The 22,450-nt window shown below is 61.5% G+C and carries 26 protein-coding genes; 11 read left to right on the top strand and 15 right to left on the bottom strand.

What is annotated here, in order from left to right:
• Both JKA62_RS22025 and JKA62_RS22020 read right to left on the bottom strand, forming a co-directional pair.
• On the bottom strand, positions 1-591 hold the full coding sequence (locus JKA62_RS22025) for an HD domain-containing protein (RefSeq protein ID WP_011332996.1): 591 nt from the start codon (positions 589-591) through the stop codon (positions 1-3).
• 24 nt (positions 592-615) lie between these two features.
• Positions 616-927 carry a DUF962 domain-containing protein gene (locus JKA62_RS22020; protein WP_041475173.1) on the bottom strand — a complete coding sequence of 104 codons (312 nt, stop codon included), beginning with the start codon at positions 925-927 and terminating at the stop codon, positions 616-618.
• A gap of 167 nt (positions 928-1,094) precedes the next feature.
• Between JKA62_RS22020 and JKA62_RS22015 the strand changes: the two genes are divergently transcribed.
• Positions 1,095-2,156: an AraC family transcriptional regulator gene (locus tag JKA62_RS22015; RefSeq protein WP_011332998.1), complete on the top strand. Its 1,062-nt coding sequence runs from the start codon at positions 1,095-1,097 to the stop codon at positions 2,154-2,156.
• Here the strand turns inward: JKA62_RS22015 and JKA62_RS22010 are convergent.
• Positions 2,113-3,567 (bottom strand): TrkH family potassium uptake protein, encoded by a 1,455-nt coding sequence (locus JKA62_RS22010; RefSeq protein ID WP_007958377.1) that lies wholly within the window; start codon positions 3,565-3,567, stop codon positions 2,113-2,115. The genes JKA62_RS22015 and JKA62_RS22010 overlap by 44 nt on opposite strands.
• Positions 3,568-3,688: 121 nt before the next feature.
• Between JKA62_RS22010 and JKA62_RS22005 the strand changes: the two genes are divergently transcribed.
• Positions 3,689-4,255, top strand: a complete 567-nt coding sequence (locus JKA62_RS22005; protein WP_011332999.1) for a nitroreductase family protein — start codon at positions 3,689-3,691, stop codon at positions 4,253-4,255.
• Between the two features lie 10 nt (positions 4,256-4,265).
• Here JKA62_RS22005 and JKA62_RS22000 read toward each other — a convergent pair whose 3' ends face one another.
• The 6 genes from JKA62_RS22000 to JKA62_RS21975 form a co-directional block, all read right to left on the bottom strand.
• Entirely contained in the window at positions 4,266-5,606 is a 1,341-nt protein-coding gene (locus tag JKA62_RS22000; protein ID WP_011333000.1) for a sensor histidine kinase, read from the bottom strand.
• Between the two features lie 67 nt (positions 5,607-5,673).
• The gene (locus tag JKA62_RS21995; RefSeq protein ID WP_007958371.1) at positions 5,674-6,123 is read right to left on the bottom strand and encodes a Spy/CpxP family protein refolding chaperone; all 450 of its coding nucleotides are present in this window, start codon (positions 6,121-6,123) and stop codon (positions 5,674-5,676) included.
• 136 nt (positions 6,124-6,259) lie between these two features.
• A complete protein-coding gene (locus JKA62_RS21990; RefSeq protein WP_007958370.1) occupies positions 6,260-6,937 on the bottom strand; it encodes a response regulator transcription factor in 678 nt (225 codons plus the stop codon).
• A 7-nt stretch (positions 6,938-6,944) separates the two neighbouring features.
• Positions 6,945-7,355, bottom strand: a complete 411-nt coding sequence (locus JKA62_RS21985; protein ID WP_011333001.1) for a translation initiation factor 2 — start codon at positions 7,353-7,355, stop codon at positions 6,945-6,947.
• A gap of 124 nt (positions 7,356-7,479) precedes the next feature.
• Positions 7,480-7,779 carry a YciI family protein gene (locus JKA62_RS21980; protein WP_064378589.1) on the bottom strand — a complete coding sequence of 100 codons (300 nt, stop codon included), beginning with the start codon at positions 7,777-7,779 and terminating at the stop codon, positions 7,480-7,482.
• Between the two features lies 1 nt (position 7,780).
• Positions 7,781-8,377 carry a septation protein A gene (locus JKA62_RS21975; protein ID WP_011333003.1) on the bottom strand — a complete coding sequence of 199 codons (597 nt, stop codon included), beginning with the start codon at positions 8,375-8,377 and terminating at the stop codon, positions 7,781-7,783.
• A gap of 87 nt (positions 8,378-8,464) precedes the next feature.
• On the opposite strand from JKA62_RS21975, the gene JKA62_RS21970 reads away from it, so the two are divergent.
• The 8 genes from JKA62_RS21970 (at position 8,465) to arfB (ending at position 16,152) form a co-directional block, all read left to right on the top strand.
• Positions 8,465-9,328, top strand: coding sequence for a PHP domain-containing protein (locus tag JKA62_RS21970; RefSeq protein WP_011333004.1), 864 nt, complete (start codon positions 8,465-8,467; stop codon positions 9,326-9,328).
• 13 nt (positions 9,329-9,341) lie between these two features.
• Positions 9,342-9,971, top strand: coding sequence for an L-threonylcarbamoyladenylate synthase (locus tag JKA62_RS21965; RefSeq protein WP_201819419.1), 630 nt, complete (start codon positions 9,342-9,344; stop codon positions 9,969-9,971).
• A 120-nt stretch (positions 9,972-10,091) separates the two neighbouring features.
• Complete coding sequence (locus JKA62_RS21960) at positions 10,092-10,790, top strand: segregation and condensation protein A (RefSeq protein WP_170928268.1); 699 nt, start codon at positions 10,092-10,094, stop codon at positions 10,788-10,790.
• Between the two features lie 11 nt (positions 10,791-10,801).
• Positions 10,802-11,815 carry an SMC-Scp complex subunit ScpB gene (gene scpB, locus JKA62_RS21955; RefSeq protein WP_011333007.1) on the top strand — a complete coding sequence of 338 codons (1,014 nt, stop codon included), beginning with the start codon at positions 10,802-10,804 and terminating at the stop codon, positions 11,813-11,815.
• A 2-nt stretch (positions 11,816-11,817) separates the two neighbouring features.
• Positions 11,818-12,009, top strand: a complete 192-nt coding sequence (locus JKA62_RS21950) for a DUF1289 domain-containing protein (protein WP_007958358.1) — start codon at positions 11,818-11,820, stop codon at positions 12,007-12,009.
• 154 nt (positions 12,010-12,163) lie between these two features.
• Positions 12,164-13,381 carry a 23S rRNA pseudouridine(2605) synthase RluB gene (gene rluB, locus JKA62_RS21945; RefSeq protein ID WP_201819417.1) on the top strand — a complete coding sequence of 406 codons (1,218 nt, stop codon included), beginning with the start codon at positions 12,164-12,166 and terminating at the stop codon, positions 13,379-13,381.
• A gap of 848 nt (positions 13,382-14,229) precedes the next feature.
• Entirely contained in the window at positions 14,230-15,648 is a 1,419-nt protein-coding gene (locus JKA62_RS21940; protein WP_011333009.1) for an amino acid permease, read from the top strand.
• A gap of 90 nt (positions 15,649-15,738) precedes the next feature.
• Positions 15,739-16,152: an alternative ribosome rescue aminoacyl-tRNA hydrolase ArfB gene (gene arfB, locus JKA62_RS21935; protein ID WP_011333010.1), complete on the top strand. Its 414-nt coding sequence runs from the start codon at positions 15,739-15,741 to the stop codon at positions 16,150-16,152.
• Here arfB and JKA62_RS21930 read toward each other — a convergent pair.
• The 6 genes from JKA62_RS21930 to phhA all read right to left on the bottom strand — a co-directional run bounded on the left by JKA62_RS21930 (position 16,149) and on the right by phhA (position 20,464).
• Entirely contained in the window at positions 16,149-17,336 is a 1,188-nt protein-coding gene (locus JKA62_RS21930; protein ID WP_172829517.1) for an MFS transporter, read from the bottom strand. The genes arfB and JKA62_RS21930 overlap by 4 nt on opposite strands.
• Before the next feature lie 95 nt (positions 17,337-17,431).
• Positions 17,432-17,611, bottom strand: a complete 180-nt coding sequence (locus tag JKA62_RS21925; RefSeq protein ID WP_011333012.1) for a hypothetical protein — start codon at positions 17,609-17,611, stop codon at positions 17,432-17,434.
• 73 nt (positions 17,612-17,684) lie between these two features.
• Entirely contained in the window at positions 17,685-17,816 is a 132-nt protein-coding gene (locus JKA62_RS29040; RefSeq protein WP_007958347.1) for a hypothetical protein, read from the bottom strand.
• Positions 17,817-18,012: 196 nt separating this feature from the next.
• Entirely contained in the window at positions 18,013-19,206 is a 1,194-nt protein-coding gene (locus JKA62_RS21920) for an amino acid aminotransferase (protein ID WP_011333013.1), read from the bottom strand.
• Positions 19,206-19,562, bottom strand: a complete 357-nt coding sequence (locus JKA62_RS21915) for a 4a-hydroxytetrahydrobiopterin dehydratase (RefSeq protein WP_003222798.1) — start codon at positions 19,560-19,562, stop codon at positions 19,206-19,208. The genes JKA62_RS21920 and JKA62_RS21915 overlap by 1 nt, the downstream gene beginning before the upstream one ends.
• A gap of 110 nt (positions 19,563-19,672) precedes the next feature.
• Positions 19,673-20,464 carry a phenylalanine 4-monooxygenase gene (gene phhA, locus JKA62_RS21910; RefSeq protein ID WP_011333014.1) on the bottom strand — a complete coding sequence of 264 codons (792 nt, stop codon included), beginning with the start codon at positions 20,462-20,464 and terminating at the stop codon, positions 19,673-19,675.
• Positions 20,465-20,744: 280 nt separating this feature from the next.
• Here phhA and JKA62_RS21905 point away from each other — a divergent pair, with 280 nt between their 5' ends.
• Complete coding sequence (locus tag JKA62_RS21905; protein WP_201819414.1) at positions 20,745-22,307, top strand: sigma-54-dependent transcriptional regulator; 1,563 nt, start codon at positions 20,745-20,747, stop codon at positions 22,305-22,307.
• The last annotated feature ends 143 nt before the right edge of the window (positions 22,308-22,450 follow it).

The raw sequence follows: 22,450 nt of genomic DNA, 5'->3' as shown, positions 1-22,450 counted from the left end.
TCAGGCCGGGCTGTGCTCTTCCATCGCCGCTTTGTAGATCGAGTTTTTCGGTTGGGCGAACAGCCTTTCCATCATCGGCTCGAAGAAGCTCAGCGGCAGGGTGTCGTACTCGGGGTCGAACGCCGCTGCGTCGTATTTGGCGCAGAACTCCGCGGTCGCCAGAAACTGCGGGTGGTCGCTGAACTGCTCGCGCAGGTGCCGATCCATGCCCAGGTGATGGAAGAAGTAGTAGCCCTGGAAGATCCCGTGCTTTTCCACCATCCACAGGTTTTCGGCACTGACGAACGGCTTGAGAATGGCCGCGGCAATGTCCGGGTGATTGTAGGAACCGAGGGTGTCGCCGATGTCGTGGAGCAGGGCGCAGACCACGTATTCCTCGTCGCGCCCGTCGCGAAAGGCGCGGGTTGCGGTTTGCAGCGAGTGGGTCAGGCGATCCACCGGGAAACCGCCGAAATCGCCTTCTAGCAGTTTCAGGTGCGCCATGATCCGGCCCGGCAACTGACGGGCATAGGCGCTGAAATCCGCCGCAATGATCGCCCAGTCGTCCGGTGTGCCGTCCTTCATGTGGGTGAAACGGGCATTGGCATTCATCGGCAATCCTCTTGGTCGGAATTTCTAGAACGGCACGCGGCCCAGGATCATGTCGCGGTACATGACGAAGTCGCCGAGCAGGCTGTAGAACGGGTGCTGGAAGGTGGCCGGGCGGTTTTTCTCGAAAAAGAAATGGCCGACCCAGGCAAAGCTGTAGCCCGCCAGCGGCAACGCAAGTAAAAGCAGCCAGGCGCCCTTGGCGATGGTCAGGGCGAGAATGAAGATCACCAGCGTCGTGCCGATGAAATGCAGGCGACGGCAGGTGCTGTTGCTGTGCTCGCTGAGGTAATACGGATAGAACTCGGCGAAGCTGTTGAAAGGCTTGAGGGTTTCCACGACTGCGATCTCTGTGGTTATTGTTCTGATTGCAAGTTGTTCGGCGGGTAGCTTATTTGAGTCTAGAGTGATCATTGGCGTCGGCCAGTGACAATCGGCGCCACTTTACTATCCTTGGGAAATCGGCCGTAGTATGCGGCTCACCATGTCATCCAAGAAAAAACGCCATGAGCGAACGAACGACTTCTGCAAGCTGGGCGATGGGGATTGTCAAAGCACTGGAAATGGACGGCCTGGATTGCCGGGTCTTGTTCAGACAGCTGGGGCTCGACTACGCGGCGCTGGAGGATCCGGACGCACGCTTCCCACAGGATTCCATGACCCGACTGTGGCAACGGGCGGTCGAGCTGTCCGGTAATCCCGCCATCGGCCTGAACATGGGCAAGGTGGTGCGGCCGGCTTCGTTCCATGTCGCGGGCTATGCGCTGATGTCCAGCAATACGCTGGCGGAAGGTTTTCAGCGACTGGTGCGTTATCAGCGGATCATCGCCGAAAGTGCCGACCTGAGTTTTCGCCTGCTCGATGAAGGTTATGCGCTGATCCTGACGGTGCATGGCGATCATCTGCCGCCGACCCGGCAAAGTGCCGAAGCCTCGCTGGCCTGCGCACTCGCGCTGTGCGGCTGGCTGACCGGGCGCACGCTGCACCCGCGCAAAGTGCTGGTGCAGGGCGATGAGCCGGATGATCTTGAGCCCTACAAACAAGCCTTCCATGCACCGCTGGTGTTCAACGCGCCGTATGACGCGCTGATCTTCGAACGCGCCGACATGGAAGCGCCGCTGCCCACCGCCAACGAAGCGATGGCGCTGCTGCACGACCGGTTTGCCGGGGAATATCTGGCGCGGTTTTCCGAGAGTCGCGTGACCCACAAGGCACGTCAGGTGCTGTGCCGCCTGCTGCCGCAGGGCGAACCCAAGCGCGACACGGTGGCGCAGACCTTGCACCTGTCGCAGCGCACCTTGCAACGTCGTTTGCAGGAGGAGGGCACCAGTTTTCAGCAGTTGCTCGACGACACGCGCCGCGAACTCGCCGAGCAATACCTGGCGCAGCCGAGCATGACCTTGCTGGAGATTGCCTATCTGCTGGGCTTTGCGGACCCGAGCAATTTCTTCCGCGCCTTCCGCCGCTGGTTCGACACCACGCCCGGCGATTATCGGGCGCGGTTGCTGGAAGCGCCGAAGGCGATCAGTGACGCCAGAACGCCGGAATACACAGTACAAACACCGTAATGATCTCCAGTCGGCCGAGCAGCATGCCGAACGACAGAATCCATTTGGCCGCATCCGGCAGGCTGGCGAAGTTGCCGGCCGGGCCGATGGTCTCGCCCAGGCCCGGACCTACGCCGGACACGGTGCTGGCGGCGCCGGTCAACGCCGTCATCCAGTCCACGCCCAACAGCGACAGCAACAGGGCGATCACGCAGATGGTGATGGCGAAGAAGAACGAAAAGGTCAGAATCGAACGGACGATCTCTTCGTCGAGGCGGTGGCCGTTGTACTTCTGCTTGATCACCGCACGCGGGTGAATCAACTGGTTAAGGTTGGCCTTGAGCAGGATGTAGGCGACCTGGAAACGGAAGATCTTGATCCCGCCCGCCGTCGACCCGGAACAGCCGCCGACGAAGCCCAGATAGAAGAACAGCATCAGCGAGAAGTTGCCCCACAGGCTGTAGTCCCCCAGCGCAAATCCGGTGGTAGTGACCACCGACGTCACGTTCAGCGCCACATGCCGCAGCGCGTCCAGCCAATGCAGATTGGTAGTCCACCAGTACCAGGTGCCGAGCACCAGCCAGGTCGCCAGCAACATCCCGAGCAAACCCTGCACCTGTTGATCCTTGATCAACGCCCGGCGATTGCCGCGCAGCGTCGCCACGTACAGGGTGAACGGCAGGCTGCCGAGAATCATCACCACCACGGCCACCCAGTGCACCGCCGGTTGCGTCCATTTGGCCAGAGACTGGTCGGAGGTCGAGAACCCGCCGGTGGAAATCGCCGACATCGCGTGGTTGATCGCATCGAACGGGCTCATCCCGGCCCACCAGAACGCCAGGCTGCCGAGAATCGTGATGCCGACGTAGGCCGCCACGATCAGCCGCGCCACCATGTGCGAGCGGGGCATGACCTTTTCCGAGCGGTCCGAGGATTCGGTCTGGAACAGGCGCATGCCACCGATGCGCAGCAGCGGCAGGATCGCCACCGCCATGCCGATGAAGCCGATGCCGCCGATCCAGTGCAGCAGCGAGCGCCACATCAGGATGCCGGGGGACATGTCGTCCAGGTGGTTGAGCACGGTCGACCCGGTGGCCGTGATGCCGGACATGCTTTCGAAGAACGAGTCGGTGTAGCTGATGTGCTGGGTCAGCAAAAACGGCAGCGCGGCAAAGATGCACACCACCAGCCAGCTACTGACGGTCAGCAGGTACATGTCCCGGGGGCGCAGGTGGATGTGTTCCGGACGCCCCGGAATCACCAGCGCGAGGCCGGCGACGAAGGTGATCATGCTCGCCCAGAGGAACGACGGCAGATCGCCGGTGCGCTCGAAAATCACCAGGGTGGCCATGGGCACGACCATGGCGATGGCCAGGGTGATCAGGAAGATGCCGATGATGAAACCAATGATCCGTAAGGTCGGCAACGCCATGAAGTCCGCTCGGGCTGATGTGGGAAGGGCGCCATTCTACCTGCGGTGCAAGGCATGTAAACCGACGCGTCTGGATCACTTGCAGCTAGAATAGCCGGACATTTTTTTCAGGAGGTGGCCGATGCAGGCTCTCGACGCTTTGCTCAACCGTGTTTCCGTTCCACGACTGATCGATCCGGCCCCCACCGCCGAACAGCGCGAAGTGCTGTTCGCCGCCGCGACCCGCGCACCGGATCACGGCCATTTGCAGCCGTATCGCTTCCTGACCGTCGAAGGCGCGGCGCGTGAGCAGATGGGCGAGTTGCTGGCCGAAGCTGCAAAAATGCAGGAAGGCGAAGTCACCGAAGCGATGATCGACAAGGCCCGCAACGGCCCGCTGCGGGCGCCGCTGGTGGTCGTGGTCATCGCCAAGTTGCAGGATCACGTCAAATACCCGAAGGCCGAGCAGTTGCTGGCCGCAGGCTGTGCGGCTCACGGGATTCTGCTGGCGGCTTACGCGCAGGGGATTGGTGCGGTGTGGCGTACGGGTGATCTGGCGTACTCGAAACATGTCGCCAAGGGTTTGGGCCTGACGGATGACGAAGAGGTGATTGCCTTCCTGTACCTCGGCACACCGCAGAAAGAACCGCGGGTGGCCGAGAAGGTTGATCTGGCGGAGTTTGTCAGCGCGTGGCCAGCAAAGGCCTGACACATTGGTTTTATGGTTGGACAACTGCCCCCGGTACGAGAGGCAATTCAAGACTCGCCACAAACCCGCCCTGCGGATGATTGGCCAGCACCAGCGTCCCGCCATGCCGTTCCGCCGCCCGCCGGGCAATCGCCAGTCCCAGGCCATGGCCGGCAGCGGTCTGCCCCGGCGCCCGATAAAACGGTTCGCCCAACTGGCTCAGATGTTCGGCCTGCACCCCTGGCCCATGGTCACGCACGCTGACCACGATCCGCTCGCCCTGACGTGACGCCTGCATTTCAATCGACTGCCCCACCGGGTTGAAGCGCTGGGCATTGCGCAGCAGGTTGTCCACGGCGCGTTCGATCATGGTCGGCCAGCCTGTCAGATTGAGTGCCGGTTCGGCCTCCAGACGCACGGTCTGCTCCGGCGAGCCCAGCTGCGCATCCTTTTGCAGGGTGGCGAGCAAGGCATTCAGATCCACGTCTTCGGCGCTGGCGTTGTCGGCATCGACCCGTGCCAGCACCAGAATTTCACTGATCAACGCTTCCAGCCGATCACACTCGCGGGTCAGGCGCGGCCAGAGTTTTTCCCGTTCTTCCGGGCTTGCACGCTCGGCCAGAGCTAGGGCAATGCGCAGCCGTGCCAGCGGTGAACGCAGTTCGTGGGACACATCGCGCAGCAACTGGCGCTGACTGCCGATCAGGCTTTGCAGACGGGCGCCCATTCGGTTGAAGTCGTTGGCCAGCACGCCGAATTCATCGCGGCGGTTGGCCAGTTGCGCCAGGCTGTTCTGCTGATACGTGGTCTGGCCGAGGTCATGCACCGCGCCGCGCAGGCGACTGAGGGGCCGGGTGATGGAAAACGTCACCAGCAGGCTGAACAGAGTCAGCACCACCAGCGCGATGCCCAGTGCACTCAACGGCCAGAGCAGGCTTTCGCGGTGCCAGGCGTCGAGTTCCGGGTGCGGGATGCGATAGATGAAGAGGTAGGTGTCGCCGCTTTTGTCGCTGGTGAATTCGTCGGTCAGACGGCGCCATGGCAGGCGTCGGTCATCGTTGTTCTGCCGCGCCTCGAAGGCGGCCGCGCGCCGGGGGAAGGTGCCGCGCACCACCGGGTCGCCGCTTTCGTTCAGCACTTGCACGTCGATGTGGTACTGGCGCTTGCGCTGTTCGAGGATGTCCTGGGCGGCGTTTTCGCCCTGGGCTTCGTAAGTCTGCGTCCATTCCGCGGCCAGAGTGTTGAGGCCCGGATGGCGGCTGAGGATCCACGCGTCCTGGTTGAGCATGTGCCCTAGCAGAATGGAAAGCCCTGCAACCAGAGCGATGGCCAGCCAGAAGCTGGCGAGGATACGCCAGAACAATGAACGCACAGAAAATCCTCAAACAAAGAAAACCCAACGGCGGTGAGCCGTTGGGTCGGGGCGTGACGCTAGAACATTATTGCGCCTTTTGCGGCTGCTGCGCTTTCCAGGCTTTGAACTCGGCCCATTCGGCGCGACGCTCGGCCTGTTTCTTCTGGATCTCGTCGAATTTCTTCTGTTGATCCGGTTTCAACACGGCGCGGACATCGGACTCGGCTTTCTTGTGGTTGGCCGCCATCTCGTCCTTCATGGCTTTCTGGTCGGCTGGCGAGAGTTTTTCCAGGTATTTTTCGACCGTCTGCTTACGCTCGTGCATCTGCTCGCCCATGATCTTGCGGATCTGCTCGCGCTGTTCGCGGGACAGGTCCAGCTGGCTGTACGGGCCTTTGCCGTGCATGCCGTGCATCTGACCGCCATGGCGCGGGCCGTCCAGCGGGCCACCCATCGGGCCGCCATCCTGTGGCATGGCCATGGCAACGGTCGGCAGGGCAGCGGCAAACATCAGAGCGATAAGAGTCTTGCGCATGGTGAATCTCCTTTGTCTCGTTCCCGGTACGTTCCGGATGAGTACAGATTACGGAGATCAAGGTCAGCGGCGGTCAGCGCTGTGTAAAGCTTGGGTAAACACGTTTTCGCGCCGACCTGACAAAACTGACAGACGATCAGAGGCTGTAGTAGTAGCCACGGCTGCGCAGGGCGACGATGCGCGGGCGGCCGTCGGGGTGCGGGCCGATCTTTTTGCGCAGGTTGCTGACGTGCATGTCCAGGCTGCGGTCGTACAGGGTCAGCTTGCGGCCGAGGGCGATCTGCGCCAGTTCCTGTTTGTCCAGCGGCTCGCCCGGTTGCTTGAGCAGGGCTTCGAGCAGGCGGCTTTCGGAGACGGTGAGGGTGAATTCCTTTTCGTCGATGCTGACCACGCCGCGCACGGGGCTGAAGCTCAGGTCGCCCAGTTCGAGCTGGGTCGACACGGCGGCCGGATGACTGCGGCGCAGCACGGCGCGCAGCCGGGCAGTCAGTTCGCGCGGATCACAGGGTTTGGCCAGGTAATCGTCGGCGCCCAGTTCCAGGCCGAGGATCCGGTCCAGCGGCTCGCCCCGGGCCGAGAGCATCAGCACCGGCAGGTCGGCGTGATCGCTGCGCAGTTGCTTGAGCAGTTCCAGGCCGCTGCCGTCGGGCAGCATCACGTCCAGCACCACGGCCGCCGGCGCGGTTTCGGCCAGCGCCTTGCGGGCACTCTGACCATCGTGGCAGGCCCGGACCTGAAAGCCTTCCTGGCTCAGCCAGCTACTCAGGAGTTCACACAACTCCTGGTCATCATCAATCAGTAACAGCTCGCTCATGACTCACTCAATTTAGCCATTGCCGACGTTTTCGGCTTGCTCCACTGGCAAAGATACCGCAGAGCAGCGCCAATAGCGCTACCCCGGCCCCGGTGACGAACCATTGCTGCTGTTCGGTCAGCAGGCGCGGGAGCGGGCTGGCCTGGGCCTCCTTGAGTTGCAGCTTCAGACGCTGGTTCTCCTGGCGCAGCCGGGCGAGCTGGGCGCTTTCGCGGGTGTTATCGGCATTTTGCAGTTGTTTGCTCAGTTCTTCCCGTTGCTGCTCACTGGCCTTCAGGCGCTGCTGCAACTCGGTGATCTGACTGCCGGCGCTCAATGAAAGCGGCGTGGAGCTGCCGCCCTCGGTGCTTTCGTCACCATGGGCGGGCGCCATGATCGACAACGTGACCAACATCAGACACAACGGACCCTTGCGCATCGCGACTCCTGTTTCCAAATGGATATTGGGCAGGTTGTCGGCCGGCAAACGAGAATAATGAGCGATTGAGAACGCGATGAACCGACAAGGTTCATCGCGCTGAGGGCTTTTACGGGGGGGAAGGTTACGGCAGGACTTGCTTGAACGGCTTGACGATCACGTTGGCATAGACGCCGGCGGCGATGTAAGGATCGGCATCGGCCCAGGCTTGCGCCGCGCTCAGGGAGTCGAATTCGGCAACGATCAGGCTGCCGCTGAAACCCGCTGCGCCCGGATCATTGCTGTCGACCGCCGGGTGCGGGCCGGCCAGCACGATGCGGCCTTCGCCCTTGAGCACTTGCAGGCGTTCAAGGTGTGCCGGGCGCGCAGCGAGGCGGGCGTCCAGGGAGTTGGCGACGTCGGTGGCAATGATGGCGTAGAGCATGTCAGTCCTCGGTTTTTGGCGTTGTGGTATCGGCGTCGTGCAGGTGACGGGACAGGTAAATGCCCTGACCGACCAGGAACAGCACGGTCATGCCCAGGCTGCCGAACACCTTGAAGTCCACCCAGATGCTCTGGAAGGTGAAGGCGACGAACAGGTTGGCGGCCCCGCAGAACAGGAAAAAGGCGATCCAGGCGATGTTCAGTCGGGTCCAGACCGGATCCGGCAGGGTCAGTGCGTGGCCCATGATGCGCTTGATCAGCAGGCGGTCACCGATGAAATGGCTGCCGATGAAGGCCAGGGCGAACAGCCAGTTGACCACCGGGGCTTTCCATTTCAGGAAGGTTTCGCTGTGAAAGGCCAGTGTCAGGCTGCCGAACACCAGGCAGGCAATCAGGGTCAGCCACTGGCTCTTCTCCAGCTTGCGCTGCTTGATGAAGAGCGCGCCGTACACCACCAGGGAGCTGATGATCAGCATGGCGGTGGCACTGTAAATGCCGCCTACCGTCAGTTCATGGCCGGCAACGTCGACGGTGCGTGGATCGAGTTTGTAGACGATGAAGAACAGCAGAAGCGGGATGAAATCGATGAATTGTTTCACAGTGAGAGCCAGAAGCTGGATGTGGCGGCATAATAACAAACATATGGGCGCGCGATAGCGCCAGCTGATTTGAGGTTACACATCCCCGTGAATGTCGATTTGCACTGCCACAGCACGGCCTCCGATGGCGCCCTGGCGCCTGCGGCACTGGTTGCGCGTGCGTTCGAGAACGGCGTGCGAGTCCTGTCCCTGACCGATCATGACACCCTCGAAGGCCTTGCCGAAGCGCGCACGGCCGCCGAGGCGCTGGGCATGCAACTGGTCAACGGCGTCGAATTGTCCTGCACTTGGGGCGGGGCGACCATTCACGTGCTCGGTTACGGTTTCGACGTCAACGCCGCGCCGTTGGTCGAGGCGATCGCCAATCTGCACGATGGTCGCTGGCTGCGGTCTGAGGAAATAAGCCGCAAGCTCGCCCTCAAGGGTATGCCGAATGCCCTCGACGGCGCGCGGCAGATCCAGCAGGAGCTGGGCGACAGCGGCAACGCGCCGGCCCGCCCGCATTTCGCCGACTGGATGGTGCGTGAAGGTTTTGTAAAGGATCGCGCCGAAGCGTTTCGCAAATGGCTCGGCGCCGGCAAGCTGGGAGACGTCAAGCAGCACTGGCCGACCCTGGAAGACACCGTCGGCACGCTGCGCGCCGCCGGCGCATGGGTCAGCCTGGCGCATCCATGGCACTACGATTTCACCCGCAGCAAGCGCCGAAAGCTGATTGCCGACTATATTCAAGCGGGCGGGCAGGCGATCGAAGTGGTCAATGGTCATCAACCTGCGGAACAGGTGGGCAGCCTGGCAATCCTTGCCCGAGAGTTCGGTCTGCTGGTCAGCGCCGGCAGTGATTTCCATGGCCCTGGTGGCTGGTCCGAGATCGGCCAGTACCGGCCGGTGCCGGAGGACCTTCCACCCCTGTGGTGTCGGTTCAAACATGACCCAGTTATTGCCGCCGTCTGAACAGGTAGAGAATGTGAGTCAATTTTTCCAGATTCATCCGGAAAACCCGCAAGCGCGCCTGATCAAACAGGCCGTCGAGATCATCCGCAAGGGTGGAGTTGTGGTCTATCCCACCGACTCTTCCTACGCAATCGGTTGCCAGATCGGTGACAAGAACGCCATCGAGCGCGTTCGTCGCCTGCGTCAACTCGACGAAAAGCACAACTTCGCGCTGATCTGCAGCGACCTGTCGCAACTGGGCAATTACGCCAAGATCGACACCGGGACCTTTCGAATCCTCAAAGCCCACTTGCCGGGCCCGTACACCTTCATTCTCAACGCCACCCGCGAAGTACCGCGGCTGCTGCTGCATCCGAAGAAGCGCACCATCGGTCTTCGGGTGCCGAGCCATCCCATCGCGCTGGCGCTGCTGGCCGAACTGGGCGAGCCGCTGATGAGCGTGACCCTGATCATGCCGGGCGATGAAGACCCGTTGAGCGATCCGTACGAAATGCGCCAGGTGCTCGAGCATCAGGTGGACCTGATCATCGACGGCGGATCCGGCGGCATCAAGGCCTCCACCGTGATCGACCTGACCGGCGATGATCCGGAAGTGATCCGCGTCGGTTGCGGCGACCCGGCTCCATTCATGGTCGAGGCCTGAATGTCCGCAGTGGAAACCGTTGATCCCCAGGCCGGTGCCCAGCAGGAACTGCCGTTTGCCATGGTCTATGGCCAGGCCGTCACGGAAATGCCGCTGGACCTGTACATCCCGCCGGACGCCCTGGAAGTCTTCCTCGAAGCCTTCGAAGGCCCCCTCGACCTGCTGCTGTACCTGATCCGCAAACAGAACATCAACATCCTCGACATCCCGGTGGCGGAAATCACCCGCCAGTACATGGGTTATGTCGAGCTGATGCAGTCGGTGCGCCTGGAACTGGCCGCCGAGTATCTGGTGATGGCCGCGATGCTGGCCGAGATCAAGTCGCGGATGCTGCTGCCCCGGGCCGAAACCGTCGAGGACGAAGAGGACGACCCGCGCGCCGAACTGATCCGCCGTCTGCAGGAGTACGAACGGTTCAAGGCCGCTGCCGAGGGCATCGATGGCCTGAGTCGGGTCGGCCGCGATGTGATCGTGCCCAAGCTCGACGCCCCGGAAGCCCGCGCGCGCAAGCTGTTGCCGGACGTGGCGCTGGAAGAAATCCTGATGTCCATGGCCGAAGTGCTACGCCGCGGCGACATGTTCGAAAGCCATCAGGTCAGCCGCGAGGCGCTGTCCACCCGCGAGCGCATGAGCGACGTGCTGGAGCGGCTCAAGGGCGGCGGGTTTGTGCCGTTCATCGAGCTGTTCACCGCCGAAGAGGGCAAGCTCGGCGTGGTGGTGACCTTCATGGCCATCCTTGAACTGGTCAAGGAATCCCTGATCGAGCTGGTGCAGAATGAGCCGTTCGCCGCGATCCACGTGCGAGCCCGAGCCGAATAACGAGTCCCGATATGAACCTGACTGAACCCCGCGAGCTGGCGTCCCTGCTTGAAGCCTTTCTGTTGGCCTCGGGAAAGCCGCAATCCCTCGAGCGCCTGTATGAACTGTTCGAAGAAGGCGAACGCCCGGAGCCACCGGTCTTCAAGAAAGCCCTGACCCTGCTTGGCAAATCCTGCGAGGGCCGGGCGTTCGAGCTCAAGGAAGTCGCTTCCGGCTATCGTCTGCAAATCCGCGAAAAGTTCGCGCCGTGGGTCGGTCGTTTGTGGGAAGAGCGCCCGCAGCGCTATTCCCGGGCGCTGCTGGAAACCATGGCGCTGATCGCCTATCGCCAGCCGATCACCCGGGGCGAGATCGAGGATGTGCGGGGCGTGGCGGTCAACACCAACATCGTCAAGACGCTGATGGAACGTGAGTGGATCCGCATCGTCGGTTACCGCGACGTGCCGGGCAAACCCGCGATGTTCGCCACCACCAAGGCGTTTCTCGACCACTTCAACCTGAAGAACCTTGACGACCTGCCGCCGCTGGCCGAGTTGCGCGAAATCGAGGCAGATCCGGTGCTCGACTTCGACGACGCTCCGGTGCCGCCGGGCTTGCAGGAGCTGGCCGACGCCAGCGCCGAGCCGGAGGAGGCGAAGGAGGAAACCAGTTTCCACACCTTGCTGCTGGAACTGGACAGCATGGAGGAGGGGATCAAGACCGACTTCGACGACTTGCTGCGTGACGGGGCGGGCGGTGAATCGATGCCGACCGGGGTTGAGTCCGATCCGCTCGAGCCGCCGGTTGAGGGTGAGTTCGAAACTGAATTCGAGCCTGAACCTGAGTTTGAGCCTGAATTTGAGCCCGAGCAGGAAGACGATGTGCTCGGCGTGGCCGAAGCCCGGGAAAAACTGCTCGCTGCCGTCGCCCGGCTGGAACAGCCCGCGCCGGAACCCGCCGCTGAGGAAGAACTGAGCGAAGAAGAAGCCGAAGCCCGCGCCCTGGCCGAAGCCATCGAAGCCGAACGCCGCGAGTTCGAGGATTGAGCATGAGCTCGACCAAAGACCCGTGCATCAGCGTCTGCAAGTTCAGCGACGACATCTGTCTGGGCTGCGGCCGCAGCAAGCGCGAGATACGGGCCTGGAAGAAACTCGACAAGGACGACAAGCGCACTGTGCTGGCCGAAGCCGCGCTGCGTCTGATCAAGCTCGGGGCCACCGGTCGGCGGAAAAAGAAATAACCTTGCCCTGATCGACTAGTCTCTGATGCGCGCGCGGCCACATCCGCGTATGATTCGCGACCCTTCGGCGATCCCTTCGCCCGAAAACCCAGATTTCAACGTTTCAGCGGCTCAATTCAGCGCCGCTGAACAGACCACACCGGGAGGTGCCCAGATGAGTGACATCAATCAGAAAGACGACCAGGAAATCGGCCCAGCAGGCGAAAAGCTGCAGAAAGTCCTCGCCCGTATCGGCGTCGGCTCGCGCCGTGACGTCGAATCCTGGATCGCTGCCGGCCGGATCAAGGTCAATGGCAAAGACGCCACTTTGGGCCTGCGTGTCGACATGCACGATGCAATCACCATTGATGGCAAGGTCATCAAGCGCGAAGAAGCCGCCGAGTCGGTTCGCCGCGTGATCATGTACAACAAGCCCGATGGCGAGATCTGCACCCGTGACGACCCGGAAGGCCGTCCGACCGTGTTCGACAAGCTGCCGCGTCCGAAAGAAGGCCGCTGGATCAACATCGGTCGTCTCGACATCAACACCACCGGTCTGCTGATGTTCACTACCGACGGTGAACTGGCCAACCGCCTAATGCACCCGTCCTACGAGATGGACCGTGAATACGCGGTGCGTGTCCGCGGTGAAGTCGATGACGAAATGATCGAGCGCCTGAAGGCCGGCGTCGTGCTGGAAGACGGCCCGGCGCGTTTCACCGACATCCAACAGGCACCGGGTGGCGAAGGCTTCAACCACTGGTATCACTGCGTGGTGATGGAAGGCCGTAACCGTGAAGTACGTCGCCTTTGGGAATCCCAGGGCCTGGTGGTCAGCCGCCTGAAGCGCGTGCGTTTCGGTCCGGTGTTCCTCAACTCCGACCTGCCGATGGGCCGCTGGCGCGAAATGAGCCAGTACGAAGTTGACGTGCTGAGCGCCGAAGTCGGCCTGACTCCGGTGGCCATGCCGCAACTGAATGCCAAGAGCAAAGACAAGCTCGACCGCATGCAGCGCAAGTCGTCGCGTCCGATGGCCCGTACCGAGCGTGTGCGCACCCTGCGTCCGGCCAACGGTGCACCGATTGGTGCCGGTCCGCGTCCGGTTCGCGAGCCGCAGATCGAAGGCGAGCGTCCAGGTCGCAAGCCGGCAACGCGTCCGGATGGCGAGCGTGGGCCACGCAGTCCGCGTCCGGCCAATGGCCGTACCGAGCGTGGCGAAGGTCGTGGTACGCCGGTGGCGGATCGTCCAGTCGACACCAAGCGCCCGGCCAAACCGGCGCCGAAGCGCCCGGGCATCAAGCTGGCCGACGATGACAAGCCGTCGGGCAAGCGCCGTGGCGCACCAGCCGGTTCCGGCCAGCGTCCGGGGTTTGGTCGCAAGAAGCCGGAATAAGACGGTTGTAAGCTTCAAGCTTCAAGCTTCAAGCTGAAAACAGAAACGCCAACCTCAGGGTTGGCGTTTTTTTTTGGACTTTTTATTTCTTTTTTCGGGTGTGTTTTTCTTGTTTTAAAACAAAAAAACTTAACGCCTTTCAAATAGTTAGCCAGCTAACGTCAATTGCCGGACCCTTCTTCGATGGGTCTGGAGTGGAAATTTTACGTTACGCGCTGTCAGCGAATATTTACGAAAAAGCCCTCGCCGTCCCATGAATCGAGTGGCTTTGCCCGGCTGTAAGGAAAATCTGCCGGAGCCAGGCCCGACGGGCCTTGCGCAGCGCTCTGGCGCGCTTGTTTCAGCGTCGTTTGAAAGGTGAGATGCGTCCCATGCCTGTCGTGCAGGTGCATAACAAGAAGGAGGCGCAATGAACGCCGATATCCATTTTCACTTCTCCACGTGGGACGGATTTTCCATCGTCCACGCCGATGGCCTGCAAAGGCCTGACTCAATTTTTGCAGCCGCCCGGGCCTCCCGGGGTGGACACATGCAATCCCGGCAACCGACACGCTGATCCGGCGAGGTCTGGCAGCAGGGGGTTAGCGGTGTACAATGCGCCGCGTTTTAACTGTGACCCTCTGCGTAATCGCGCAAACCTCAAGGTTTATCCGCCTTGTTCACTCCGCCGCGTCACAAGCGTGTCGGGTTCGATTTCGTCACAGATAAAAACAAACAGGTGACGCATGACCGTTGTAAAAAAGCTGAATTCCTGGTGCCTGCGCTGGGGTTTGATCAGGGTTGGCTGAAATCGCAACCTTGCAGCAACGTCTACTGAACATCATCAAACCTTGCGTGAGACCTTTTTCATGAGTGGACAAAACTCGCAATCAGGCGAGCTGAAACGCGGCCTGAAAAATCGCCACATTCAACTGATCGCCCTCGGTGGCGCGATCGGTACCGGATTGTTCCTCGGTTCGGCCGGGGTGCTGAAATCCGCCGGCCCGTCGATGATCCTCGGCTATGCCATCTGCGGCTTCATCGCCTTCATGATCATGCGCCAGCTGGGCGAAATGATCGTCGAAGAGCCGGTGGCCGGATCCTTCAGCCACTTTGCGCACAAATACTGGGGCGGTTTCGCCGGCTTCCTGTCGGGCTGGAACTGCTGGATCCTGTACATCCTGGTGGGCATGTCGGAGCTGACCGCGGTCGGCAAATACATCCACTACTGGGCGCCGGAGATCCCGAGTTGGGTCACTGCCGCGGCGTTCTTCGTGCTGATCAATGCGATCAACCTGGCCAACGTCAAAGTCTTCGGTGAAGCCGAATTCTGGTTCGCGATCATCAAGGTCGTGGCGATCGTCGGCATGATCGCCCTGGGCAGCTACCTGCTGGTCAGCGGCCATGGCGGCCCGCAGGCTTCGGTCAGCAACCTGTGGTCCCACGGTGGTTTCTTCCCGAACGGCGTCAGCGGTCTGGTGATGGCCATGGCGATCATAATGTTCTCCTTTGGCGGTCTGGAAATGCTCGGTTTCACCGCAGCCGAAGCCGACAAGCCGAAAACCGTGATCCCGAAAGCGATCAACCAGGTGATCTACCGGATCCTGATTTTCTACATCGGCGCACTGGTGATCCTGTTGTCGCTGACTCCGTGGGACAGTCTGCTGGAAACCCTCAACGCTTCTGGCGATTCCTACAGCGGCAGCCCGTTCGTGCAGGTGTTCTCGATGCTCGGCAGCAACACCGCTGCGCACATCCTCAACTTCGTGGTCCTGACCGCGGCATTGTCGGTGTACAACAGCGGCACCTACTGCAACAGCCGCATGCTGCTGGGCATGGCCGAGCAGGGCGATGCGCCGAAAGCGCTGGCGAAGATCGACAAGCGCGGCGTGCCGGTGCGTTCGATCCTGGCCTCGGCGGCCGTGACTCTGGTGGCGGTGCTGCTCAACTACCTGATCCCGCAACACGCGCTGGAACTGCTGATGTCGCTGGTGGTTGCAACGCTGGTGATCAATTGGGCGATGATCAGCTTCTCGCACTTCAAGTTCCGCCAGCACATGAACAAGACCCACCAGAAGCCGCTGTTCAAGGCGCTGTGGTACCCGTACGGCAATTACATCTGCCTGGCGTTCGTCCTGTTCATCCTCGGCGTGATGCTGCTGATCCCGGGCATTCAGATCTCGGTGTACGCGATTCCGGTGTGGGTGGTGTTCATGTGGATCTGCTACGTGATCAAGAACAAACGTGGCGCGCAGCAGGCACTGCACGCAGCGAGCGCAGCCAAGTAAGCGTCGTTGCAAAAACAACAAACCCGGCCAAGTGCCGGGTTTTTTGTACTTTCGCGGTATCCTGCGGGTTCTGATCAGGGACGCTTTTCCATGCTGGTGATTTCCAACAACGTGCATCTGCCGGATGCCGAGATCGAACTGACGTACATCCGCGCCCAGGGCGCCGGTGGGCAGAACGTCAACAAGGTCTCCAGCGCCGTGCACCTGCGCTTCGACATTCCGGCCTCGTCCTTGCCCGAGTTCTACAAGGAGCGGCTGCTGGCGCTGCGCGACAGTCGCATTACCGGTGATGGCGTGCTGATCATCAAGGCCCAGCAGTACCGTACGCAGGAACAGAATCGCGCCGATGCGCTGGAGCGTCTGACCGAGCTGATCCTCAGCGCCACCAAGGTCGAGAAAAAGCGCCGGCCGACCAAGCCGACGCTGGGCTCAAAGAAGCGTCGGCTCGAATCGAAAACCAAGCGCGGCAGCATCAAGGCCGGGCGGGGCAAGGTGGATTTCTAGTCTTCGCGGTACTTCGCCGTGTGGCGGTAGAGATAGACGCTCAATGCCAGACCGCTCAGCGCGGCGAGGGCGGCGAACAGGAAAATCGAGGCAAATCCGAAGCCCGCTGCAATGGCGCCCGCCAAAGGGCCGGTGATGCCCAGCGACAAGTCGATGAACAACGAATAAGCCCCGACCGCCGCACCACGGCTGGAGGCCGGCACCAGGTTTACCGCCTCCACGCCGAGCGCCGGGAATACCAGCGAGAAACCGAAACCGCTCAATGCCGCGCCGGCCAGTGCCCAGTGCGCGTCCGGCGCCAGCCACAGCAACAGCAGGCCCAACGTTTCCACCGACAGGCAGGCAATCGCCACACGAAAGCCGCCGAGGCGATTGATCAGGTTGCCGAACAGCAGTCGCGCACCGATGAAGCTGGCGCCGAACAGGCTCAGGCACAGCACCGCGTTGTCCCAGTGCTGCGTGGCGTAATACAGGGTGATGAAGGTGGCGATGGTGCCGAAACCGATCGAGCCCAACGCCAGTCCGCAGCCGTGCGGGAAGACGCGGCCCAGCACATGCATGAACGGCAGACGCTCGCCGGCCACGATCGGCGCGGCGGTTTTCGGCCAGGCCAGCAGCAGCCCCAGCGTGGCGAGCAGCAGAATGCTCACACCCATGCTCCACAAACCGAAACGGCTGACCAGCCATACCCCGAGCGGCGCACCGACCGCCAGCGCACCGTAACTGGCGATGCCGTTCCACGAGATGACTTTGGCGGTGTTGGCGGCGCCGACGCGGCCGATGCCCCAGCCGATCGAGCCTGAGCCGACCAGACTTTCCGCGCTGCCCAGCACCAGGCGGCCGACGAACAGGCTGATCAGGCTCAGCAGCGGCAGGTTGGGCGTCCACGCCGAAATCAGCATGAACACACCGCTCAAACCACAACCGGCCAGACCGATCATCACCGCACGTTTGCTGCCCTGGTTGTCGATGATCTTGCCAGCATACGGGCGGCTGAGCAGGGTGGCGAGGTATTGCACGCTGATCACCAGCCCGGCGATGACCGCACCGAAGCCCAGGTCGCTGTGCACATAGCCGGGCAGCACCGCCAATGGAATGCCGATGTTCAGGTAGCCGATGAAGGTGAACAGGACGATGGAAACGACTTGCAGCGTGACCGCCAGGGGGCGCTGGGGTTCGGGCATAGAGGACGACATGAATTACGATCCACGGGAAGAGCAGAATAGATAGGCTGCTCATGATACCGATGCGGACGCGTCCAGGGCGGGGAAAAGTAAAACTATTTGGCCGGGGCGACCAATTGCGTGGTGACCAGGGCGGCCAGCGCGTTTTCTTCGCTGCCGAAACGGGCGAGCAGGGCGGCCTGTTTCTCGGGCGAGAGACGGCTCCAGATCTCGATCATCTTTTCGGTGGCACCGATCAGGGTCTCGGCCTGTTGTTCATCGAATTCTTTGGACATGGCAACTCAGGTTTCAGGCAGTGTGGAAAGCGCATGTTAGCGCTTTCCACACGGTCTGTACGGCGGGTGTTGCTTACTCTTCGCTGTCGGCCGGACGGCTCTCGGCGGCTTCTTTCGGCTCGGGCTGTTGGGCACCGGCTTGTTGCGTGGTCGTCTGCTCAGTTTCGTGCAGGCTTGGGAAGGGGAGATTCGGAATCTCGTGCATGGTTGCGCTCCTCGCTAAGTCTGTTGATAGATCTGGTAGATCCGCGCTTTCAGAAAGCTTGCGCAGGATACAGCAAGAAAAATGACAATCAGACTTTTAAATCCATTTGGTTCGACGGGCGGGATTGTCTAGACAAGTGCGACAGGGTGACGCAGGGCAGATGTGGGAGCGAGCCTGCTCGCTCCCACAGTTGGGACTATTTGCAGACGTTGGCGATCGCTTCGGCCAGCAGGTCGAGACGCGTCGCATCAATCCCGGCAACGTTGGCCCGGCCCGAGCTGACCATGTACACGCTGTGATGCTCACGCAGGTTCTTCACCTGTTCCGGCGACAGTCCGGTGTAGGAGAACATCCCGCGTTGCACGCCGATGTGCGCAAAACGCTCGCGCAGGCCGTGCGGTTCCAGCGCTTCCACCAGTCCGCTGCGCAACTGGGCGATGCGCAGACGCATGGCTTCCACTTCGTCGGCCCAGCGGCGTTTCAGCTCCGGGTCGGCGAGGATCGTGGCGACCACAGCCGCGCCGTGATCCGGTGGCGTTGACCACAGGTTGCGGGCGATGTGCGCCAACTGGCTGCGGATGTCGATCAGCTTGTCAGCGGTTTTCGCGCTGACGATCAACGCACCGGTGCGGTCGCGATATAAACCGAAGTTCTTCGAGCAGGAGCTGGTGATCAGCAGCTCGGGCAACTCGGCGGCGAACAGCCGGGTCGACCATGCATCCTGCTCCAGACCGTCGCCAAAGCCCTGGTAGGCAAAGTCGATCAGCGGCAGCAGGTCACGGCGGCGTACTACCTCCAGCACTCGCTGCCAGTCGTCGTGGCTCAGGTCGAAACCGGTCGGGTTGTGGCAGCACGCGTGCAGCAGCACCACATCACCTTTCGGCACTTCGTTGAGCACGGCGAGCATCGCATCGACGTCGAGGCGGTTGTCGCTGCCGACGTACGGGTAATGGCTGATCTTGACCCCGGCGGCCGCGAAAATCGTTTCGTGGATCGGCCAGGTCGGGTTGCTCAGCCATACACCCTTGCCCGGCAGGCATTGGGCGATGAAGTCCGCCGCCAGACGCAGGGCGCCAGTACCGCCCGGCGTTTGGGTGGCGCCGGCGCGTTGCTCGGCGATCAGCTTCGAATCGACGCCAAGCACCAGCTCATTGATGACCTTGCCGAACAGCGGATTGCCGTGGCCACCGATGTAGGTCTTGGTGTCCTGGCTCTCGACCAGACGCGCCTCGGCGATTTTCACCGCCTCGGGGATCGGCGTCAGGCCCTGGGCATCCTTGTAGACGCCCACGCCAAGGTCGAACTTGCGCGGGTTGGAATCCTGCGCGTAGGCCTCCATCAGACCGAGGATCGGGTCGCCGGGCACTCGGCCGATGGCGTCGAAGTGCATTACTTGCGTCCTTCTGCGGTCTTGGCCACTTCGTCAGTGCGCGCGGCCATGATGAAGTCGTTGCGATGCAGGCCTTTGATGGAGTGGCTCCACCAGGTCACGGTGACTTTGCCCCACTCGGTGAGCAGGCCCGGGTGGTGACCTTCGGCCTCGGAGATCTCGCCGACGGCGTTGGTGAACGCCAGCGCGTGCTTGAAATTCTTGAACAGGAAGACTTTTTCCAGCTGCATGATGCTGTCGCGTACTTCGATGTTCCAGTCAGGAATCTGCTTGATCAGGATCGGCAGTTCTTCATCGCTGACTTGTGGGGCATCGGCACGGCAGGCTTCGCAATGGGCTTGGTTCAAAGTGGACATGGTGAACTTCCTGAAATCTGAAGGTGTTTTTTTATATTGGCGGTCAATGTCGCCACGCTAAACCAAAGTGGCGACGACGGACAGACTCACTTGTAAGCAAAAGTCGCGGGTCACGCGGCTTTCGGTTTTGGCGGAAACTTCGGTGCGTGCAGACCCAGCTGCATGCCTTGCTTGACCATGGCCATGATGTCTTCGTGGGCCAGGTCGAACAGGCGCTTGAGGTTCGGCAGGACAAAATACAGCGGTTGCAGGATGTCGATGCGGTACGGCGTGCGCATCGCTTCCAGCGGATCGAAGGCCTGATGCTCGGGCTCATCCGACAGCGAATAAACAGTTTCTTTCGGCGAAGACAGGATGCCGCCGCCGTAGATGCGTTTGCCTTGCGGGGTGTCGACCAGGCCGAACTCGATGGTCATCCAGTACAGACGCGCCAGATAAACGCGTTCTTCCTTGGTCGCCTGCAGGCCGAGTTTGCCGTAGGTGTGGGTGAATTCGGCGAACCACGGGTTGGTCAGCAGCGGGCAGTGGCCAAAGATCTCGTGGAAAATGTCCGGCTCCTGCAGGTAGTCCAGTTCTTCACGGGTACGAATGAACGTGGCCACCGGAAACTGCTTGCTGGCGAGCAATTCGAAAAAGGTCTGGAAAGGGATCAGCGCCGGGACGCGGGCAACCTGCCAACCGGTGGTCTCGCCGAGCACCTTGTTGATCTCGCCCAGTTGCGGAATGCGGTCGTGGGGCAGACCGAGTTTTTCGATACCGTCCAGGTATTCCTGGCACGCACGACCCTCGATCACTTTCAACTGGCGGGTGATCAGCGTGTTCCACACCGCGTGTTCTTCGGCGGGGTAGTCGATAAAACCTTGCGCATCGGGCTCGCGGGCCACGTATTGCGTCTGCTTCATACTGCTCTCCTGCGAGGGGAATTTCGTTCTTGTTATGTCCTGCGATGGACTGAGAAATACCCCGGAACGTTTGTTGTTGCAGCAGGTTGAAGACTGGTTGAGTAGGAAAAGTCTCTTTAATTCGTAAAATTTTCGTTACGCTTCGCGCGATAAGTCGTGTTTACGGTGACTGTCGGGTTTGAAAAGGCCGATGGCTGTCACATAATCTTGACGACTATCTTGCGCGCTGCGCAGAAAATTCCGGCGTCAGACCGCCTCTTCACCTGTTTCGGGCCTTTATATGCGTATCAAAGTCCACTGCCAGAACCGCATCGGCATCCTGCGCGACATTCTCAATCTGCTGGTGGAGTACGGGATCAACGTCGCCCGTGGCGAGGTGGGCGGTGAGCATGGCAACGCGATCTACCTGCATTGCCCGAACCTGATCAACATTCAGTTCCAGGCGTTGCGACCCAAGTTCGAGGCGATTGCCGGGGTGTTCGGCGTCAAGCGGGTAGGGTTGATGCCCAGCGAGCGGCGGCACATGGAGTTGAATGCGCTGCTCGGCGCGCTGGAGTTTCCGGTGCTGTCGATCGACATGGGCGGCTCCATCGTTGCCGCCAACCGTGCGGCAGCGCAGTCGCTCGGAGTACGGGTGGACGAGGTGCCGGGGATTCCGTTGTCGCGTTACGCCGAAGATTTCGATCTGCCGGAACTGGTGCGCGCCAACAAATCGCGAATCAACGGCATGCGGGTCAAGGTCAAGGGCGACATCTTTCTGGCCGACATCGCGCCGCTGCAATCGGAACACGACGACAGCGAGGCCATGGCTGGCGCAGTGCTGACGCTGCACCGCGCAGACCGGGTCGGCGAGCGCATCTATAACGTGCGCAAACAAGAGCTGCGTGGCTTCGATAGCATCTTCCAGAGCTCCAAGGTGATGGCAGCGGTGGTGCGCGAGGCCCGGCGCATGGCGCCGCTGGATGCGCCGTTGTTGATTGAGGGCGAAACCGGCACCGGCAAGGAATTGCTGGCGCGGGCCTGCCACCTGGCGAGCCCGCGTGGTCAGTCGCCGCTGATGGCGCTCAACTGCGCGGGGCTGCCGGAGTCGATGGCCGAGACCGAACTGTTCGGCTACGGCCCCGGTGCCTTTGAGGGCGCGCGGGCCGAAGGCAAGCTCGGGCTGCTGGAGCTGACGGCGGGCGGCACGCTGTTCCTCGATGGTGTCGGCGAAATGAGCCCGCGCTTGCAGGTGAAACTGCTGCGATTCCTGCAGGACGGCTGCTTCCGCCGTGTGGGCAGTGATGAAGAGGTTTACCTCGATGTGCGGGTGATCTGCGCAACCCAGGTCGACCTGTCGGAGCTGTGCGCGCGCGGCGAATTTCGCCAGGATCTGTATCACCGCTTGAACGTGCTGTCGCTGCACATCCCGCCACTGCGCGAATGCCTCGACGGTTTGACGCCGCTGGTGGAGCACTTTCTCGATCAGGCCAGTCGACAGATCGGCTGCCCGCTGCCGAAACTGGCGCCGGCGGCGATGGACCGGCTCAGTCACTACCATTGGCCGGGCAATGTGCGGCAACTGGAGAACGTGCTGTTCCAGGCGGTTTCGCTGTGCGACGGCGGCACGGTCAAGGCCGAGCACATTCGCCTGCCGGATTACGGCGTGCGTCAGCCGCTTGGCGATTTCTCCCTCGAAGGCGGGCTGGACGAGATTGTTGGGCGCTTCGAGAAGGCGGTGCTGGAGCGCTTGTATTCCGAGCATCCGAGCAGCCGGCAACTGGGCAAGCGGCTCGGGGTTTCCCATACGACCATCGCCAACAAGTTGCGTGAGTACGAAGTCGGCAAGGACGCGTCGGAGTGATCACGGCCGGATCGGGTGTTTGCCGCCAAGCGGCATGACACCGCCGGTTTTTCGTCTTCGATACATTTCCCTCCTCTCGGCAAAATCCCTCAAGTCCTTTGTTTATCGGGTCCTCGGCCGCCAGAAAAAAGTTGGTCTGCAAA

The organism is Pseudomonas sp. B7, assembly GCF_016735645.1.
Taxonomy (GTDB): domain Bacteria; phylum Pseudomonadota; class Gammaproteobacteria; order Pseudomonadales; family Pseudomonadaceae; genus Aquipseudomonas; species Aquipseudomonas glycinae.
The sequence above is the reverse complement of the archived record's forward strand: the minus strand, read 5'-3'. Positions and strand labels throughout refer to the sequence as shown.

Excerpts from the sequence above, each read along its gene's own strand:
- JKA62_RS21940 (WP_011333009.1), top strand. The coding sequence starts at position 14,230 with ATGAGTGGACAAAACTCGCAATCAGGCGAGCTGAAACGCGGCCTGAAA.
- JKA62_RS21950 (WP_007958358.1), top strand. The coding sequence starts at position 11,818 with ATGAGCTCGACCAAAGACCCGTGCATCAGCGTCTGCAAGTTCAGCGAC.
- JKA62_RS21925 (WP_011333012.1), bottom strand. The coding sequence starts at position 17,611 with ATGTCCAAAGAATTCGATGAACAACAGGCCGAGACCCTGATCGGTGCC.
- arfB (WP_011333010.1), top strand. The coding sequence starts at position 15,739 with ATGCTGGTGATTTCCAACAACGTGCATCTGCCGGATGCCGAGATCGAA.
- phhA (WP_011333014.1), bottom strand. The coding sequence starts at position 20,464 with ATGAAGCAGACGCAATACGTGGCCCGCGAGCCCGATGCGCAAGGTTTT.
- JKA62_RS21985 (WP_011333001.1), bottom strand. The coding sequence starts at position 7,355 with ATGCGCAAGGGTCCGTTGTGTCTGATGTTGGTCACGTTGTCGATCATG.
- JKA62_RS22005 (WP_011332999.1), top strand. The coding sequence starts at position 3,689 with ATGCAGGCTCTCGACGCTTTGCTCAACCGTGTTTCCGTTCCACGACTG.
- rluB (WP_201819417.1), top strand. The coding sequence starts at position 12,164 with ATGAGTGACATCAATCAGAAAGACGACCAGGAAATCGGCCCAGCAGGC.
- JKA62_RS21930 (WP_172829517.1), bottom strand. The coding sequence starts at position 17,336 with ATGCCCGAACCCCAGCGCCCCCTGGCGGTCACGCTGCAAGTCGTTTCC.
- JKA62_RS21915 (WP_003222798.1), bottom strand. The coding sequence starts at position 19,562 with ATGTCCACTTTGAACCAAGCCCATTGCGAAGCCTGCCGTGCCGATGCC.
- JKA62_RS21920 (WP_011333013.1), bottom strand. The coding sequence starts at position 19,206 with ATGCACTTCGACGCCATCGGCCGAGTGCCCGGCGACCCGATCCTCGGT.
- JKA62_RS29040 (WP_007958347.1), bottom strand. The coding sequence starts at position 17,816 with ATGCACGAGATTCCGAATCTCCCCTTCCCAAGCCTGCACGAAACTGAG.
- JKA62_RS21905 (WP_201819414.1), top strand. The coding sequence starts at position 20,745 with ATGCGTATCAAAGTCCACTGCCAGAACCGCATCGGCATCCTGCGCGAC.
- JKA62_RS21990 (WP_007958370.1), bottom strand. The coding sequence starts at position 6,937 with ATGAGCGAGCTGTTACTGATTGATGATGACCAGGAGTTGTGTGAACTC.
- JKA62_RS21980 (WP_064378589.1), bottom strand. The coding sequence starts at position 7,779 with ATGCTCTACGCCATCATTGCCACCGACGTCGCCAACTCCCTGGACGCC.
- JKA62_RS21995 (WP_007958371.1), bottom strand. The coding sequence starts at position 6,123 with ATGCGCAAGACTCTTATCGCTCTGATGTTTGCCGCTGCCCTGCCGACC.
- JKA62_RS22010 (WP_007958377.1), bottom strand. The coding sequence starts at position 3,567 with ATGGCGTTGCCGACCTTACGGATCATTGGTTTCATCATCGGCATCTTC.
- JKA62_RS22015 (WP_011332998.1), top strand. The coding sequence starts at position 1,095 with ATGAGCGAACGAACGACTTCTGCAAGCTGGGCGATGGGGATTGTCAAA.
- JKA62_RS22025 (WP_011332996.1), bottom strand. The coding sequence starts at position 591 with ATGAATGCCAATGCCCGTTTCACCCACATGAAGGACGGCACACCGGAC.
- scpB (WP_011333007.1), top strand. The coding sequence starts at position 10,802 with ATGAACCTGACTGAACCCCGCGAGCTGGCGTCCCTGCTTGAAGCCTTT.